The organism is Stenotrophomonas sp. HMSC10F06, assembly GCF_001807865.1.
Classification (GTDB): Bacteria; Pseudomonadota; Gammaproteobacteria; order Xanthomonadales; family Xanthomonadaceae; genus Stenotrophomonas; species Stenotrophomonas bentonitica_A.
Window position 1 is genome coordinate 76,182 of sequence record NZ_KV791255.1, and the last position, 14,628, is coordinate 90,809.

At 66.5% G+C, this 14,628-nt stretch carries 10 protein-coding genes; 8 read left to right on the forward strand and 2 right to left on the reverse strand.

From position 1 onward, the window contains the following. Positions 1-57: 57 nt before the first annotated feature. Genes HMPREF3113_RS02075 through HMPREF3113_RS02085 form a run of 3 tightly spaced genes read left to right on the forward strand, consistent with a single transcriptional unit; the run spans position 58 to position 5,117 of the window. Positions 58-687, forward strand: coding sequence for a TetR/AcrR family transcriptional regulator (locus tag HMPREF3113_RS02075; RefSeq protein WP_102787986.1), 630 nt, complete (start codon positions 58-60; stop codon positions 685-687). Beyond that, on the forward strand, positions 687-1,928 hold the full coding sequence (locus HMPREF3113_RS02080) for an efflux RND transporter periplasmic adaptor subunit (protein ID WP_070470534.1): 1,242 nt from the start codon (positions 687-689) through the stop codon (positions 1,926-1,928). The genes HMPREF3113_RS02075 and HMPREF3113_RS02080 overlap by 1 nt, the downstream gene beginning before the upstream one ends. Positions 1,929-1,943: 15 nt before the next feature. Continuing rightward, the gene (locus HMPREF3113_RS02085) at positions 1,944-5,117 is read left to right on the forward strand and encodes a multidrug efflux RND transporter permease subunit (protein ID WP_046274306.1); all 3,174 of its coding nucleotides are present in this window, start codon (positions 1,944-1,946) and stop codon (positions 5,115-5,117) included. A gap of 244 nt (positions 5,118-5,361) precedes the next feature. On the opposite strand, the gene HMPREF3113_RS02090 is transcribed toward HMPREF3113_RS02085, so the two are convergent. After that, complete coding sequence (locus HMPREF3113_RS02090; RefSeq protein ID WP_070470536.1) at positions 5,362-5,661, reverse strand: hypothetical protein; 300 nt, start codon at positions 5,659-5,661, stop codon at positions 5,362-5,364. Between the two features lie 135 nt (positions 5,662-5,796). Next, positions 5,797-6,945 carry an acyl-CoA dehydrogenase family protein gene (locus tag HMPREF3113_RS02095; RefSeq protein ID WP_070425471.1) on the reverse strand — a complete coding sequence of 383 codons (1,149 nt, stop codon included), beginning with the start codon at positions 6,943-6,945 and terminating at the stop codon, positions 5,797-5,799. Between the two features lie 148 nt (positions 6,946-7,093). Between HMPREF3113_RS02095 and HMPREF3113_RS02100 the strand changes: the two genes are divergently transcribed. The 5 genes from HMPREF3113_RS02100 to HMPREF3113_RS02120 all read left to right on the forward strand — a co-directional run bounded on the left by HMPREF3113_RS02100 (position 7,094) and on the right by HMPREF3113_RS02120 (position 14,626). After that, positions 7,094-8,023 carry an ArsR/SmtB family transcription factor gene (locus HMPREF3113_RS02100; protein ID WP_046274305.1) on the forward strand — a complete coding sequence of 310 codons (930 nt, stop codon included), beginning with the start codon at positions 7,094-7,096 and terminating at the stop codon, positions 8,021-8,023. Between the two features lie 9 nt (positions 8,024-8,032). Continuing rightward, complete coding sequence (locus HMPREF3113_RS02105) at positions 8,033-9,139, forward strand: homocysteine S-methyltransferase family protein (RefSeq protein WP_070470537.1); 1,107 nt, start codon at positions 8,033-8,035, stop codon at positions 9,137-9,139. 6 nt (positions 9,140-9,145) lie between these two features. Beyond that, positions 9,146-11,887, forward strand: a complete 2,742-nt coding sequence (gene metH, locus HMPREF3113_RS02110; protein ID WP_261798211.1) for a methionine synthase — start codon at positions 9,146-9,148, stop codon at positions 11,885-11,887. A gap of 90 nt (positions 11,888-11,977) precedes the next feature. Continuing rightward, positions 11,978-13,183 (forward strand): MFS transporter, encoded by a 1,206-nt coding sequence (locus tag HMPREF3113_RS02115; RefSeq protein ID WP_019185952.1) that lies wholly within the window; start codon positions 11,978-11,980, stop codon positions 13,181-13,183. A 72-nt stretch (positions 13,184-13,255) separates the two neighbouring features. Continuing rightward, complete coding sequence (locus HMPREF3113_RS02120) at positions 13,256-14,626, forward strand: amidohydrolase family protein (RefSeq protein WP_070470541.1); 1,371 nt, start codon at positions 13,256-13,258, stop codon at positions 14,624-14,626. Positions 14,627-14,628: the final 2 nt, after the last annotated feature.

The following is a 14,628-nucleotide window of genomic DNA, read 5'->3' on the forward strand; positions in this document are numbered from 1 at the left end:
TCTGAACTGGACGGTATAGTCCACCGCGTGACTCCCCCACACCCCGCCGCCAGCACGATGGACGCGCGCGATCATCGCGTGTTCGATGCTGTGCGCGAGTTGCTGGCCAGCCAGGGAATGCAGCTGAGCATGGACGCGGTGGCCCAGCACGCCGGCTGCTCCAAGCAGACCCTCTACAGCCGCTATGGAAGCAAGCAGGAACTCCTGCGCCGGGTGATGCAGCGGCATGTCTGCCGCGCGACCGCCGGGCTGCGCTCACTGGACGGTGATGACCTGCGTGGCAGCCTGCTGCAGTTCGCCAACGATTACCTGGATCACTTCAATCAGCCCCACGTGGTCCAGGCCCGGAGGCTGATCGCGACAGAATCCAGCCAGTTCCCCCAGGAAGCCCGCACCCTTTACCAGGACGGCGCCGGGGCACTGGCGCTTCATGTTTCTGAATGGATGGCAACCCGGTCCGAGCAAGGCCAATTGAGGCATGACGACCCGCACTTCATGGCTGAACTGCTATTGAGCATGATCGCCGGCTTGGATTTCGAAAAACAGCGCTTCCACATCCCCCATCGCGCTGACGCCACCGTGCGGCGCCGCTGGGCAGAATTCTCCGTCGACAGCTTCCTGCGCGCGTTCGCTGCGCCCGAAGCCGCCACGGCTTCGCATTCAAACCAACACCGGAGCTTCTCCTGATGATCGCCCCACTCCGCACCCTTGCCCTGACGTGCGCAGTCGCCCTTGCGTTGACCGCCTGCAAGAAGGAAGAGCAGCAGGCCCCGCCGCCGCCGGAAGTGGGCGTGATCGAGGCCAAGCCCCAGACCCTGCCCCTGCAGCGTGAGCTGGTCGGCCGTCTGTCGCCGTACCGCAGTGCCGATGTCCGGGCCCGTGTGCCGGGCGTGCTGCTCAAGCGCGTCTACCAGGAAGGCTCGGATGTGAAGGAAGGCCAGGTGCTGTTCCTGATCGATCCGGCACCGCTGCGCGCCGCGCTCAACGCCGCGCAGGCCGAGCTGACCTCGGCCCAGGCCACCGCCGCGAACGCCAAGGCCGCGGCCAACCGCGCCCGCTCGCTGGCCCCGCAGGCCTATGTCTCCAAGTCCGATCTGGACGCGGCCGAAGCGACCGAGCGTACCGCCGCCGCGGCGGTGCAGCAGGCCCAGGCCTCGCTGGCCAGCGCGAAGATCAACCTCGGCTATGCCGAAGTGCGTTCGCCGATCAGCGGCCGCGCCGGCAAGCAGCAGGTCACCGAAGGCGCACTGGTCGGTCAGGGCGATGTCACCCTGCTGACCACCGTGGACCAGCTCGACCCGCTGTACGTGAACTTCTCCATGAGCGTGGATGAGCTGACCCAGATGCGCGCGGCCCAGGCCAAGGGCGCACTGGCCCTGAGCGGGGACGGCAAGTCCACCGTGCAGGTGAAGCTGGCCGACGGCACCGTCTACGACCAGCCGGGCACGCTGGACTTCTCCTCGACCACGGTCGACCCGGCCACCGGCGCGGTCTCGCTGCGCGCGGTGCTGCCCAACCCGCAGCAGATCCTGCTGCCGGGCGCCTTCGTCAGCTTCCAGGCGACCCTGGGTGAGCGCAACAACGCCTACCTGGTGCCGCTGCAGGCGCTGCAGCGCGACACCACCGGCGGCTACGTGCTGGTGGTCGGCAAGGATGGCAAGGTCATCCGCAAGAACGTGAAGAGCGAAGGCCAGCAGGGCAGCAACTGGTTGGTCAGCGGTGGCCTGGATGCCGGCGACCAGGTGATCGTGGCCGGCGTGCAGAAGGTCAAGGAAGGCGCCCCGGCCAAGGCCGCCCCGTGGAACCCGGCCGCCGGCAACGGCAATGGCCAGGCTCCGGCGGGTGCTGCTCCGGCGGGTGCCGCTCCGGCCGATGCCGCCGCCACGAAGTCCGACGCCGCTCCGGCTGCCGAACCGAACAAGCAATAACGGGAATCCTCCGTCATGCCTAAATTTTTCATTGAACACCCGGTATTCGCCTGGGTGGTCGCGATCCTGATCTCGCTTGCGGGCGTGATCTCGATCCTGGGTCTGGGCGTGGAGTCCTACCCGAGCATCGCACCGCCCCAGGTGACGGTGAGCGCCACCTACCCCGGCGCCAGCGCCGACACCGCCGAAAAGTCGGTCACCCAGGTGATCGAGCAGCAGCTGACCGGCATCGATCACCTGCTGTACTTCAGCTCCTCCTCGGCCTCCAACGGCCGCGTCACCATCACCTTGACCTTCGAAACCGGCACCGATGCCGACATCGCCCAGGTCCAGGTGCAGAACAAGGTCTCGCTGGCGACCCCTCGCCTGCCGACCGAGGTGACCCAGCAGGGCGTGGTGGTGGCCAAGGCCAACGCCGGCTTCCTGATGGTGGTGGCCCTGCAGTCCGACAGCGCCTCGATCGACCGCGATGCCTTGAACGACATCGTCGGTTCGCGCGTGCTCGACCAGATCTCGCGTATCCCGGGCGTGGGCAGCACCCAGCAGTTCGGTTCCGAGTACGCCATGAACATCTGGCTCAACCCGGAAAAGATGCAGGGTTACGGCCTGTCGGCCACCCAGGTGCTGGCCGCGATCAAGGACCAGAACGTACAGTTCGCAGCCGGTTCGCTGGGCTCGGATCCCTCGCCTGAAGGCCACTACTTCACCGCGACGGTCTCGGCCGAAGGCCGCTTCAGCTCGCCGGAAGAGTTCGAGAACATCATCCTGCGCGCCAACACCGATGGCTCGCGCGTGCTGCTCAAGGACATCGCCCGGATCGCCTTCGGTGCGAACAACTACGGCTTTGATACCCAGTACAACGGCAAGCCGACCGGCGCTTTCGCGATCCAGCTGCTGCCGGGCGCCAACGCACTGAACGTGGCCAATGCGGTCACCGCCAAGATGGACGAACTGGCCCCGAGCTTCCCGGCCGGTGTCAGCTGGTTCTCGCCGTACGACAGCACCACCTTCGTGAAGATCTCGATCGAGGAAGTGGTCAAGACCCTGATCGAAGCGGTCGCGCTGGTCTTCCTGGTGATGCTGATCTTCCTGCAGAACTTCCGCGCCACGCTGATCCCGACCCTGGTCATCCCGGTCGCGCTGCTGGGCACGTTCCTGGGCATGAGCATCATCGGCTTCACCATCAACCAGCTGACGCTGTTTGCGATGGTGTTGGCGATCGGCATCGTGGTCGATGACGCGATCGTGGTGATCGAGAACGTCGAACGCATCATGACCGAGGAGAAGCTGCCGCCCAAGGCCGCCACCCAGAAGGCCATGACCCAGATCACCGGTGCGGTGGTCGCCATTACCGTGGTGCTGGCGGCGGTGTTCATTCCGTCGGCCCTGCAGGGCGGCGCCGCCGGCGAGATCTACAAGCAGTTCGCGCTGACGATCGCCATCGCGATGGCCTTCTCGGCGTTCCTGGCGCTGGGCTTCACCCCGGCGCTGTGCGCGACGTTCCTCAAGCCGACGCACAACGACAACCCGAACATCGTCTACCGCACGTTCAACAAGTACTACGACAAGGTCAGCAACACCTACGTGGGCCACATCACCTCGGCGGTGAAGCATGCCCCGCGCTGGATGATCCTGTTCGTGGTGCTGACCGTGCTGTGCGGCTTCCTGTTCACGCGCATGCCGGGCAGCTTCCTGCCCGAAGAAGACCAGGGCTATGCGCTGGCGATCGTGCAGCTGCCGCCGGGCTCGACCAAGTCGCAGACCAACCACGCCTTCGCCCAGATGCGCGGCATCCTGGAAAAGCAGGATGGCTTCGAAGGCATGCTGCAGGTGGCCGGTTTCAGCTTCGTCGGTTCCGGTGAGAACGTGGGCATGGGCTTCATCCGCCTCAAGCCCTGGGCGGACCGCGACATCACCGTGCCCGAGTTCATCAACAACATGAACGGCGCGTTCTTCGGCATCAAGGAAGCGCAGATCTTCGTGGTCAACCTGCCGACCGTGCAGGGCCTGGGCCAGTTCGGCGGCTTCGACATGTGGCTGCAGGACCGTGGCGGCGTGGGCTATGAGCAGTTGACGCAGGCCCGCAACATCCTGCTCGGCAAGGCGGCGCAGGAAAGCGACCTGCTGACCGGCGTGCGCCCGAACGGCCTGGAAAACGCCCCGCAGCTGCAGTTGCACGTGGACCGCGTGCAGGCGCAGACCATGGGGCTGTCGGTGTCGGACGTGTACAGCACCATCCAGCTGATGCTGGCCCCGGTGTACGTCAACGACTTCTTCTATGAAGGCCGCATCAAGCGCGTGACCCTGCAGGCCGATGGTCCGTACCGCACCGGTGCGGAGTCGTTGAACAGCTTCTACACGCCCAGCACGCTGCAGACCAACGCCGACGGTACGCAGGCGATGATTCCGCTGAGCACCGTGGTGAAGTCCGAATGGGTGTCCGCCCCGCCGTCGCTGAGCCGCTACAACGGTTACTCGGCGGTCAACATCGTCGGTTCGCAGGCGGAAGGCCGCAGCTCGGGCGAGGCGATGCAGGCGATGGAACGGATCGTCAACGACGACCTGCCGGCCGGCTTCGGTTACGACTGGTCGGGCATGTCCTACCAGGAAATCCTGGCCGGCAACGCCGCGACCCTGCTGCTGGTGCTGTCCATCGTGGTGGTGTTCCTCTGCCTGGCCGCGCTGTATGAAAGCTGGTCGATTCCGGTGGCGGTGCTGCTGGTGGTGCCGCTGGGTGTCCTGGGCGCGCTGGCCTTCTCGCTCGCACGTGGCCTGCCGAACGATCTGTACTTCAAGATCGGCCTGATCACCGTGATCGGCCTGGCCGCGAAGAACGCGATCCTGATCGTGGAGTTCGCGGTGGAACAGCGGGCCGCAGGCAAGAACCTGCGCGAGGCGACCATCGAAGCCTCCCGCCTGCGTTTCCGCCCGATCCTGATGACCTCCTTCGCCTTCATCATGGGCGTGGTGCCGATGGCCATCTCCACCGGTGCCGGCGCCAACGCACGTCACGCGATCGGTACCGGCGTGATCGGCGGCATGGTGTTCGCCACCTTCCTGGGTCTGCTGATGATCCCGGTGTTCTTCGTGGTGGTCCGCCGCATGCTGGGCGACAAGCTGGACGAACCGTCCAAGGAGTTCCTGGAACGCCAGGGCGAAGCCAACACGGCGCACCGTCCGGATCGTTAAGGGACAGGGGCAGCCACGGTTGCCCCACCGCAGGTGACCACCGTGGGTGGTCACGCTGAAACGAAAAAGCCCCGGCGCGAGCCGGGGCTTTTTTGTGTGCGATGCATGACGGGTCACACCATGTGTGGCTGACCGGAAGCGATCCCGGTAGTGCCGGCCGCTGGCCGGCTCCTCCGGTTGCCCGGGAAGGGCCGCCTGGTTGCCGGCCAGCGGCCGGCACTACCTGGCGAGCAGCTGCCGGCGATCAATTCACGCGGATGGCGCCCCATACCGCGCAGACGACCACGATCGCCAGCGACGGCCACTGCATCGGCATGTAGAAGAAATGGTGACGGGCAGGCTCGCCGCGCGCACGCGCACCGTGATTGAGAAATGTCCCCAGCAGCACATTGATGAACGCCCCGATGGCGAAACCGAACAACAGCTGCCGCAGCGACGTATTGCCGTGGTCGACGCTCGGATCCGGCCACAGCCACATCAACAGCAGCAGGGCCGCGATGGGCGTGAGCAGCGTCAGGAACCCTGCGCCTCGATAGATCACCATGGAATCTCCTGCAGAACGGAACCGCACATTCTGCACTACCGCGTGCCAACCCACGGCCGGCACCTGCCCGGCTGGCGGCCGCGAGGCGAAGGCGGCCGCCAGCGGGCCACGACCATGGGTCGTGGCCGCGCTACATCAACGCAATCCCGTCTCGTTGCGCGCAATCACCAACCGCTGGATCTCCGAGGTGCCCTCGTAGATCTCGGTGATCTTGGCATCACGGAAGTAACGCTCCAGCGGCATTTCCTTGGAGTAGCCCATGCCGCCGTGGATCTGCACCGCCTGGTGGGTGATCCACATGGCCGCTTCGGAGGCGGTCAGCTTGGCGATCGCCGCTTCATTGCTGAAACGCTTGCCCTGGCCCTTCACCCATGCCGCACGCAGCGTCAGCAGCAGGGCTGCGTCCAGCTTGCATTTCATGTCGGCAATCTTGGCCTGGGTCATCTGGAAGGTGCCGATCGCCGCGCCGAAGGCCTTGCGGTCCTTCACGTATTCGATCGTCGCCTCATACGCGGCACGCGCGATGCCGATCGCCTGCGAGGCGATGCCGATACGGCCGGCGTCGAGCACGCCCATGGCGATCTTGAAGCCCTCGCCTTCCTTGCCGACGACATCCTCGGCGGCCGCCACGTAATCCTGGAACTCGATTTCGCAGGTGGCCGAGGCACGGATGCCCAGCTTCGGCTCGGTCTTGCCGCGGTGGAAGCCGGCCTTGTCGGTGTCGATCATGAACGCGGTGATGCCACGCGCGCCCTGGTCCGGATCGGTCATCGCAAACAGCACGATGTACTTGGCGACCGGGCCGGAGGTGATCCAGCTTTTCTTGCCGTTGATCACGTAAGTGCCGTCGGCCTGCTTGACCGCCCGGCAGCGCATCGCCGTCGCATCCGACCCGGACTGCGGCTCGGTCAGCGCGAACGCGCCGATGGCCTCGCCCTCGGCGATGGCGCGCACGTACTTCTGCTTCTGCGCTTCACTGCCATGGGTCAGGATGCCGTTGCAGAACAGCGAATTGTTGACCGACATGATCGTCGAATGCGCAGCGTCTCCGGCGGCGACCTCCACCATCGCCAGGACGTAGGCGATCGGGTCCATGCCCGCACCGCCGTATTCTTCAGGCACTTCGATGCCCATCAGACCGTTCTCGCCCAGCAGGCGGATGTTCTCCAGCGGGAACTCGCCGGTACGATCGTGGTGTTCGGCGCTGGGCGCGATTTTTTCCTGCGCGATACGGCGCGCAACGTCCTGCAGCATCAACTGCTCTTCGGTAAAGCTGAAATCCACAACACCCTCCCGGGTACAGAGTGAAAGGGGCCGCAGTGCGCGCGGCCCGGTCGGTCGATTGTACCGGGGGGCGGGGAGAGGACGCCTGACTTGACCGCACCGCCGCCAAAGGACGAAAATATCTCTATATCGCGATAGGTAGATATTTATGGATCTCGAGGACTGGTCCGTCCGGCTGAAAGTGTTCGCCGACGCCACCCGGGTGCGCCTGCTGGCGCTGCTGGAACAGGAAGAACTCACCGTGGCCGAGCTGTCGGCCATCACCACGCTGGCCCAGCCGCGGGTGTCCACCCATCTGGCCCGGCTCAAGGAAGCCGGCCTGGTCCGCGACCGTCGCTCGGGCGTCTCGGCGTATTACCGCTTCGATGACGCCGCGCTGGATCCGGCGCAGCGCGCATTGTGGCATGCCCTGAGCACCGGCAGCGACGATCCGCTGCTGCGCCAGGATGCTGAACGCGTCGCCGCGGTGATGGCCAGCCGCGCCGCCGACCAGAACTGGGCCGACAGCGTCGCCGGCGACATGGAACGCCATTACTCCCCCGGCCGCACCTGGGAGGCGCTGGCGCGCACCGCGCTGCCGCTGCTGGAAACCGGTGACGTGCTTGATATCGCCTCCGGTGACGGCGTATTGGCCGAACTGGTCGCCCCGCATGCCAAGCGCTATGTCTGCATCGACACCAGCGCGCGCGTGGTCGCCGCCGCCAGCGAGCGCCTGCGCCGGCTGGCCAACGTGGAAGTGCGCGAAGGCGACATGCACGCCCTGCCCTTCCCCGACCAGAGCTTCGATCTGGTGGTGCTGATGCACGCACTGACCTACGCGGCCAAGCCGGCCCAGGCCGTCGCCGAGGGCGCGCGCGTGCTGCGCCCGGGCGGTCGCCTGCTGCTGTGCAGCCTGGCCCGTCACGAACACCGTGCGGCCGTGGACGCGTATGGCCACGTCAACCTTGGTTTCAGCGACAAGGAACTGCGCAAGTTCGTGGAGAAGGCCGGCCTGGTCGTCTCCAGCCTAGAAACCGTGACCCGCGAGAAGCGCCCGCCGCATTTCGAAGTCATTTCGCTGATCGCCAGCAAGCCCTGAGGTCTGCCCATGTCATCCCTGCCCTGGCTCCACCCCGACCGCGTGCATGCGCTGGAAACGGCGCTGGCCCAGCGCATCCTGATCATCGATGGCGCCATGGGCACGATGATCCAGCGGCATGGGCTGGAGGAGGACGATTACCGCGGCGCGCGTTTCGCCGGCGGTTACGACCACCAGCACGGGCCCGGCTGCGACCATGCCGCGCCCGGCGACGCGCCGCAGCGGCATGACCTCAAGGGCAACAACGACCTGCTGCTGTTGACCCGCCCGGAGGTGATCGGCGGCATCCATACCGCGTACCTGGAAGCCGGCGCCGATCTGGTCGAGACCAATACGTTCAACGCGACCTCGGTCAGCCAGGCCGACTATCACCTTGAACACCTGGTCTACGAGCTCAACAAAGCCGGTGCCGCAGTAGCGCGCGCCTGCTGCGATGCGGTCGCGGCGACCACGCCGGGCAAGCCGCGCTTCGTGATCGGGGTGCTCGGCCCCACCAGCCGCACCGCGTCGATCAGCCCGGACGTGAACGATCCGGGTTTCCGCAATACCAGCTTCGATGCGCTGCGCGAGACCTACCGCGAGGCCATCGATGGGCTGATCGACGGCGGTGCCGACACCCTGATGGTGGAAACCATCTTCGATACGCTCAACGCCAAGGCCGCGCTGTTCGCCATCGAAGAAGTGTTCGACGCCCGCGGTGGTCGGCTGCCGGTGATGATCTCCGGCACCATCACCGATGCGTCCGGGCGCACGTTGTCCGGGCAGACGGCAGAGGCGTTCTACGCCTCGGTCGCGCACGGCCGGCCGCTGTCGATCGGGCTGAACTGCGCGCTCGGTGCCAGCGACATGCGGCCCCACGTGGAAACCCTGTCCACCGTGGCCGAGTGCCTGGTCAGTGCACACCCGAATGCGGGCCTGCCCAATGCCTTCGGCGAGTACGACGAAACGCCGGAAGAAATGGCGACCACGCTGCGCGAATTCGCCAGCGCCGGTCTGCTCAACCTGGTGGGCGGCTGCTGCGGCACTACCCCGGCGCACATCCGTGCCATCGCCGAGGCGGTAGCCGATCTGCCGCCGCGCCGCCTGCCCGCACCACCGCTGGAAGACGCGGCATGACCGCACCTGCTCCCCGTTCCCGTTGTCGTTGACCTTCCTCCGCCAGCCCGTGCCAGCCTGCCCATGACGTCTTCCCGCCACACCCGCCTGTCCGGTCTCGAGCCGCTGGTCATCACCCCGGACCTGCTGTTCGTCAACATCGGCGAGCGCACCAACGTCACCGGCAGTGCGCAGTTCCGCAAGCTGGTGAAGGAAGAGCGTTACGAGGAGGCGGTGGAAGTGGCGCGCCAGCAGGTCGCCAATGGCGCGCAGATCCTCGATGTGAACATGGACGAGGGCCTGATCGATTCCGAAAAGGCGATGACGCGCTATCTGAATCTGATCATGTCCGAGCCGGACATCGCGCGCATTCCGGTGATGGTCGATTCGTCCAAGTGGAGCGTGATCGAGGCCGGGCTGAAGTGCCTGCAGGGCAAGAGCGTGGTCAACTCGATCTCGCTCAAGGAAGGCGAAGCGCAGTTCATCGAGCAGGCGCGCAAGGTACTGCGCTACGGCGCGGCCGCGGTGGTGATGGCCTTCGATGAGGACGGCCAGGCCGATACCTGCGCGCGCAAGGTCGAGATCTGCACCCGCGCCTACCGGATCCTGACCGAACAGGTCGGCTTCCCGCCGCAGGACATCATCTTCGACCCGAACATCTTCGCCGTTGCCACCGGTATCGAGGAACACGACAACTACGCGGTCGACTTCATCGAAGCCACCCGCATCATCAAGCGCACCCTGCCGCACTGCCATGTCTCCGGCGGTGTCTCCAATGTGTCCTTCTCCTTCCGCGGCAATGAAACCGTACGCCAGGCGATCCACTCCGTGTTCCTGTTCCATGCCATTGGCGCGGGCATGGACATGGGCATCGTCAATGCCGGCGCGATGCCGATCTACGATGACCTGGACCCGGAACTGCGCGAGCGCGTGGAGGATGTGATCCTCAACCGCCGTCGCGACGGCACCGAGCGCTTGCTGGAGATCGCCGAGCGCTACAAGGGCAAGAAAGGCGAAGTGCGCGGCGAAGATCTGGCCTGGCGCGAGAAGCCGGTCAACGACCGCCTTGCGCATGCGCTCGTACACGGCATGGACGCCTGGGTCGAGCAGGACACCGAAGAAGCGCGTGCGCGCTCGACGCGGCCGCTGGATGTGATCGAGGGGCCGCTGATGGACGGCATGAACATCGTCGGTGACCTGTTCGGCGCCGGCAAGATGTTCCTGCCGCAGGTGGTCAAGTCCGCACGCGTGATGAAAAAGGCGGTGGCCTACCTGCTGCCCTACATCGAGGCCGAGAAGGCGCGCAGTGGCGACACCGCCAAGAGCAACGGCAAGATCATCATGGCCACGGTCAAGGGCGACGTGCACGACATCGGCAAGAACATCGTTGGCGTGGTCCTGGCCTGCAACAACTTCGATGTGGTCGATCTGGGCGTGATGGTGGCGGCGCAGAAGATCCTCGACGCCGCGCGTGCTGAAAACGCGGACATCATCGGCCTGTCCGGGCTGATCACCCCCTCGCTGGAAGAGATGAGCCACGTCGCCCGCGAGATGGAGCGGCAGGGCTTCACGATGCCGCTGATGATCGGCGGCGCCACCACCTCGCGTGCGCACACGGCGCTGAAGATCGACCCGCATTACAAGGCGCCCACGGTGTGGGTGAAGGATGCCTCGCGCGCGGTGGGCGTCGCGCAGTCGCTGATCTCGCGCGAGCTGCGCGATGCCTTCGTGGCCGCCAATGAGGCCGACTACGCCGACATCCGCCAGCGCCACCGCAACCGTGGCGATGCCAAGCGCCTGGTGCCCCTGGCCAAGGCACGCGCCCAGCGCTTCGTGGGCGACTGGGCGAACTACACGCCGCCGACGCCGCGCAGGCCGGGCCTGCATGTGCTCGACGATTACCCACTGGCCGACCTGGTCGAGGTGATCGACTGGACCCCGTTCTTCCAGGCCTGGGAACTGGCCGGCAAGTTCCCGGCGATCCTGACCGATGAGATCGTCGGCCCGCAGGCCACCGATCTGTACCAGGACGCCCGCGCGATGCTCACCCGCATCGTCGAGGAAAAGTGGCTGACCGCCAAGGCCGTGTTTGGCCTGTGGCCAGCCAACAGCGTCGGCGATGACGTGCACCTGCGCACGGACAACGGCCCGGCGGTGCTGCACTTCCTGCGCCAGCAGGTGGACAAGCCGGTCGAACGCCCGGATTTCTGCCTGGCCGATTTCATCGCCCCGGCCGACAGCGGCAAGCAGGATTGGATCGGCGCGTTCGCGGTCACCGCCGGCATCGGCATCGACCCGCACGTGGCCCGCTTCGAGGCCGATCACGACGATTACAACGCGATCCTGCTCAAGGCGCTGGCCGACCGCCTGGCCGAAGCGTTGGCCGAGCGCCTGCACCAGCACGTACGCATGGATTACTGGGGCTACCAGCCCGATGAGCAGCTGGACAATGAGTCGCTGATCGCCGAGAAGTACACCGGCATCCGCCCTGCCCCGGGCTATCCGGCCTGCCCGGAGCACAGCGAGAAGGCCACGCTGTTCCACTTGCTCGATGCCGAGCGCACTGCGGACATGCAGCTGACCGAGAGCTTTGCGATGCTGCCCACCGCGGCGGTATCGGGCTACTACTTCAGCCACCCGCAGAGCCAGTATTTCGTGGTCGGCCGGGTCTCGCGCGAGCAGGTGGTGGACTATGCCAAGCGCAAGGGCGTGGACCGCGTGCAGGCCGAACGCTGGCTGGCCTCCAACCTGGATTACGATCCGGAATGACCGCGTCACCCGACCCACGGTCGGGTGCTACCGGCATAATGCACGGGTAGGCACCCACTGTTGGCGGGTGCGCGCCCTCCGAGACCCTGCATGACCGCCCTCCCCCGCGACGCCGTCCCGGCCGTCCGCCTCTCGTCGTTCTACCTGTTCTACTACGCCGCCCTCGGCGCGTTCACGCCCTACTGGTCGCTGTTCCTGACCTCGCGCGGCATGAGCGTCACCGCGATCAGCGTGATGATGGGGCTGTGGTATGCCACCCGTATCGTCGCGCCGACCACGTGGACCTCCATTGCCGCCGCCTCGCCGCGCCCGATCTTCTGGCTGCGGCTGGGCTGTGTGCTCACGCTGCTGACGTTCTGCGCCTTCCTGCTGCCGTTGCCGCAGCCCTGGCTGTACCCGGCGATGATCGCGTTCTGCTTCTTCTACAACGCAGTGATGCCGCAGTTCGAATCGATCACGCTGACCCACCTGGGCAGCGACAGCCACCGCTACGGACTGATCCGGGTGTGGGGCTCGCTGGGTTTCATCGTGGTGGTGATGCTGTTTGGCTGGATCATCGAAGGTGACGGCGGCGCCGGCAATGCACACCTGCTGCCGTGGCTGATGCTGCCGCTGTTCGGCCTGCTTACGGCCTCGGGCTTCGCCAACCGCTATGCGCGCAACCTGCAGCGCAGCGACGGCGATGCCACTGGTTTCTGGCAGATCGTGCGCAAGCCGCAGGTACTGGCGTTCTTCCTGGCCGCCTTCATGGAGCAGCTGTCGTTCGGCCCGTACTACACGTTCTTCTCGGTCTACATGGACCACCACGGCTACGCGACGTCCACGCTGGGCGTGTTGTGGACGGTCGGGGTGGTGTTTGAAGTCGGCGTGTTCTTCACCATCGGCCGCTTCTTCCGCCGCTATGACGCCAGCTGGATGCTGCTGATCGCCCTGCTCAGCTCCACCGTGCGCTGGGCGATCACCGCACTGTTCCCGCAGAACCTGCCGGTGATGCTGGTCGCCCAGACCGCGCATGCACTGGGCTTTGCGGCCTTCTTCGCCGCTGCGATGCAGATGCTGGCCACCTACTTCCCCGGCCGCCTCAATGGGCACGGCCAGGGCGTGTTGTACGGCTTCTCCTCGGGTGTGGGCGGTGTGCTCGGTGCGTTGATCGCGGGCCAGCTGTGGCCGATCGATCAGGGCCGCACCGCATTTCTGGCGGCCAGCGGATTCGCGCTGGCCGGCGCCCTGCTGTGCTTCTTCGCGATCAGCCTGCCGCTGTTGCGGGCCGCCCGCCGGAAGCCCGGGGCCGTGTAGCGCCACGCCGTGCGTGGCCCTGCCGTCACGTTGGTGCCGGTACGCTCGGGATTCCCCAACCCCGGAGTCCCCATGCGACGTTCCCTTCGCCTGCCGACCCTGTTCACCGCCCTCGTGGCGGCCTGTGCCACCGCGAACGCAGCCCCCCCGATCATTCTCGACAACGCCCGCGTGTTCGACGGCGAACGCGACCTGGGCATCACCACGCTGACCCTGCGCGATGAGCGCATCGCGCACATCGGCCCACCACCGCCCGCACTGGCCAAGGGTGCCAAGCGCATCGACTACCAGGGCAAGGTGATCCTGCCCGGCCTGGTCAGCAACCACATCCACGTCGGCAATACCGACGGCCTGGAGCATGGCGACCGCTTCTACACCCGCGATCACGTGCTCCGCGACCTGCAGCAGTTCCAGCGCTACGGCATCACCACGGTGACCGCGCTGGGCATGAACGGCGCTGCGTTCACCACGATCCGCGCCGAAGTCCGTGACCAACCCACGCTCGGTGCGCAGCTATACGGCGCCGGTGGCGGCATCGGCGCGGCCGCAGGCGCCCCGCCGGCCAAAACGATGGGGCTCGAGCACGACCCCGTGGCACGCCCGACCACGCCCGATCAGGCCCGCGCCGCGGTCCGCGCGCAGCAGCAGGCCGGGGTGGACGTGATCAAGCTGTGGGTGGACGACCTCGGTGGCCGCTTCCCGATGATGGCGCCGCCGATCTACCGCGCGGCGATCGATGAGGCGCACCAGCACCAGCTCAAGGTGGCCGCCCACATCCACGACCAGGCGCCGGCAGCGGATCTGGTCGAGGCCGGCGTGGACATCATCGCGCACGGCATCCGCGATACGCCGGTCGCCCCGGCGCTGGTCAGCGCGATGCGCGACAAGGGCGTGTGGTACATCCCGACGGTCAACATCGACGAGGCGAATTATCTGTACGCGGAGAACCCGCAGTGGCTGCAGCAGCCGTTCGTGGCCAACGCCCTGCCGGCAGCCGTGCGTGAGCGCTGGCAGCAACCACAGTGGCAGAAGGCGCAGCTGGCGGGCGATGGCATCCCCAAGGCACGCGCAGCGGTGGCCATGAACCTGCGTAACCTGAGAACGCTGCACGAGGCCGGCGTGAACATCGGCTTCGGTACCGATGCCGGCGCGATGCCGCAGCGCGTGATCGGCGTCGCCGAGCATCGCGAGCTGGAGCTGATGACGCAGGCCGGTTTCACCCCGGCGCAGGCGTTGCAGGTAGCCACCGCCGACGCCGCACGCCTGCTTGGCCTGGACGATCGCGGTCGGATCGCGGTCGGTCGCCGTGCGGATCTGCTGGTTCTGGGGGCCAACCCGCTTCAGGACATCCGCAACAGCCGCCGGATCGATGCGGTCTGGCAGGCGGGCCAGCAGGTCGCCGGCCCGATCGAGGCCGAAGCAGGCACGGCTGCCCGCGACTGATC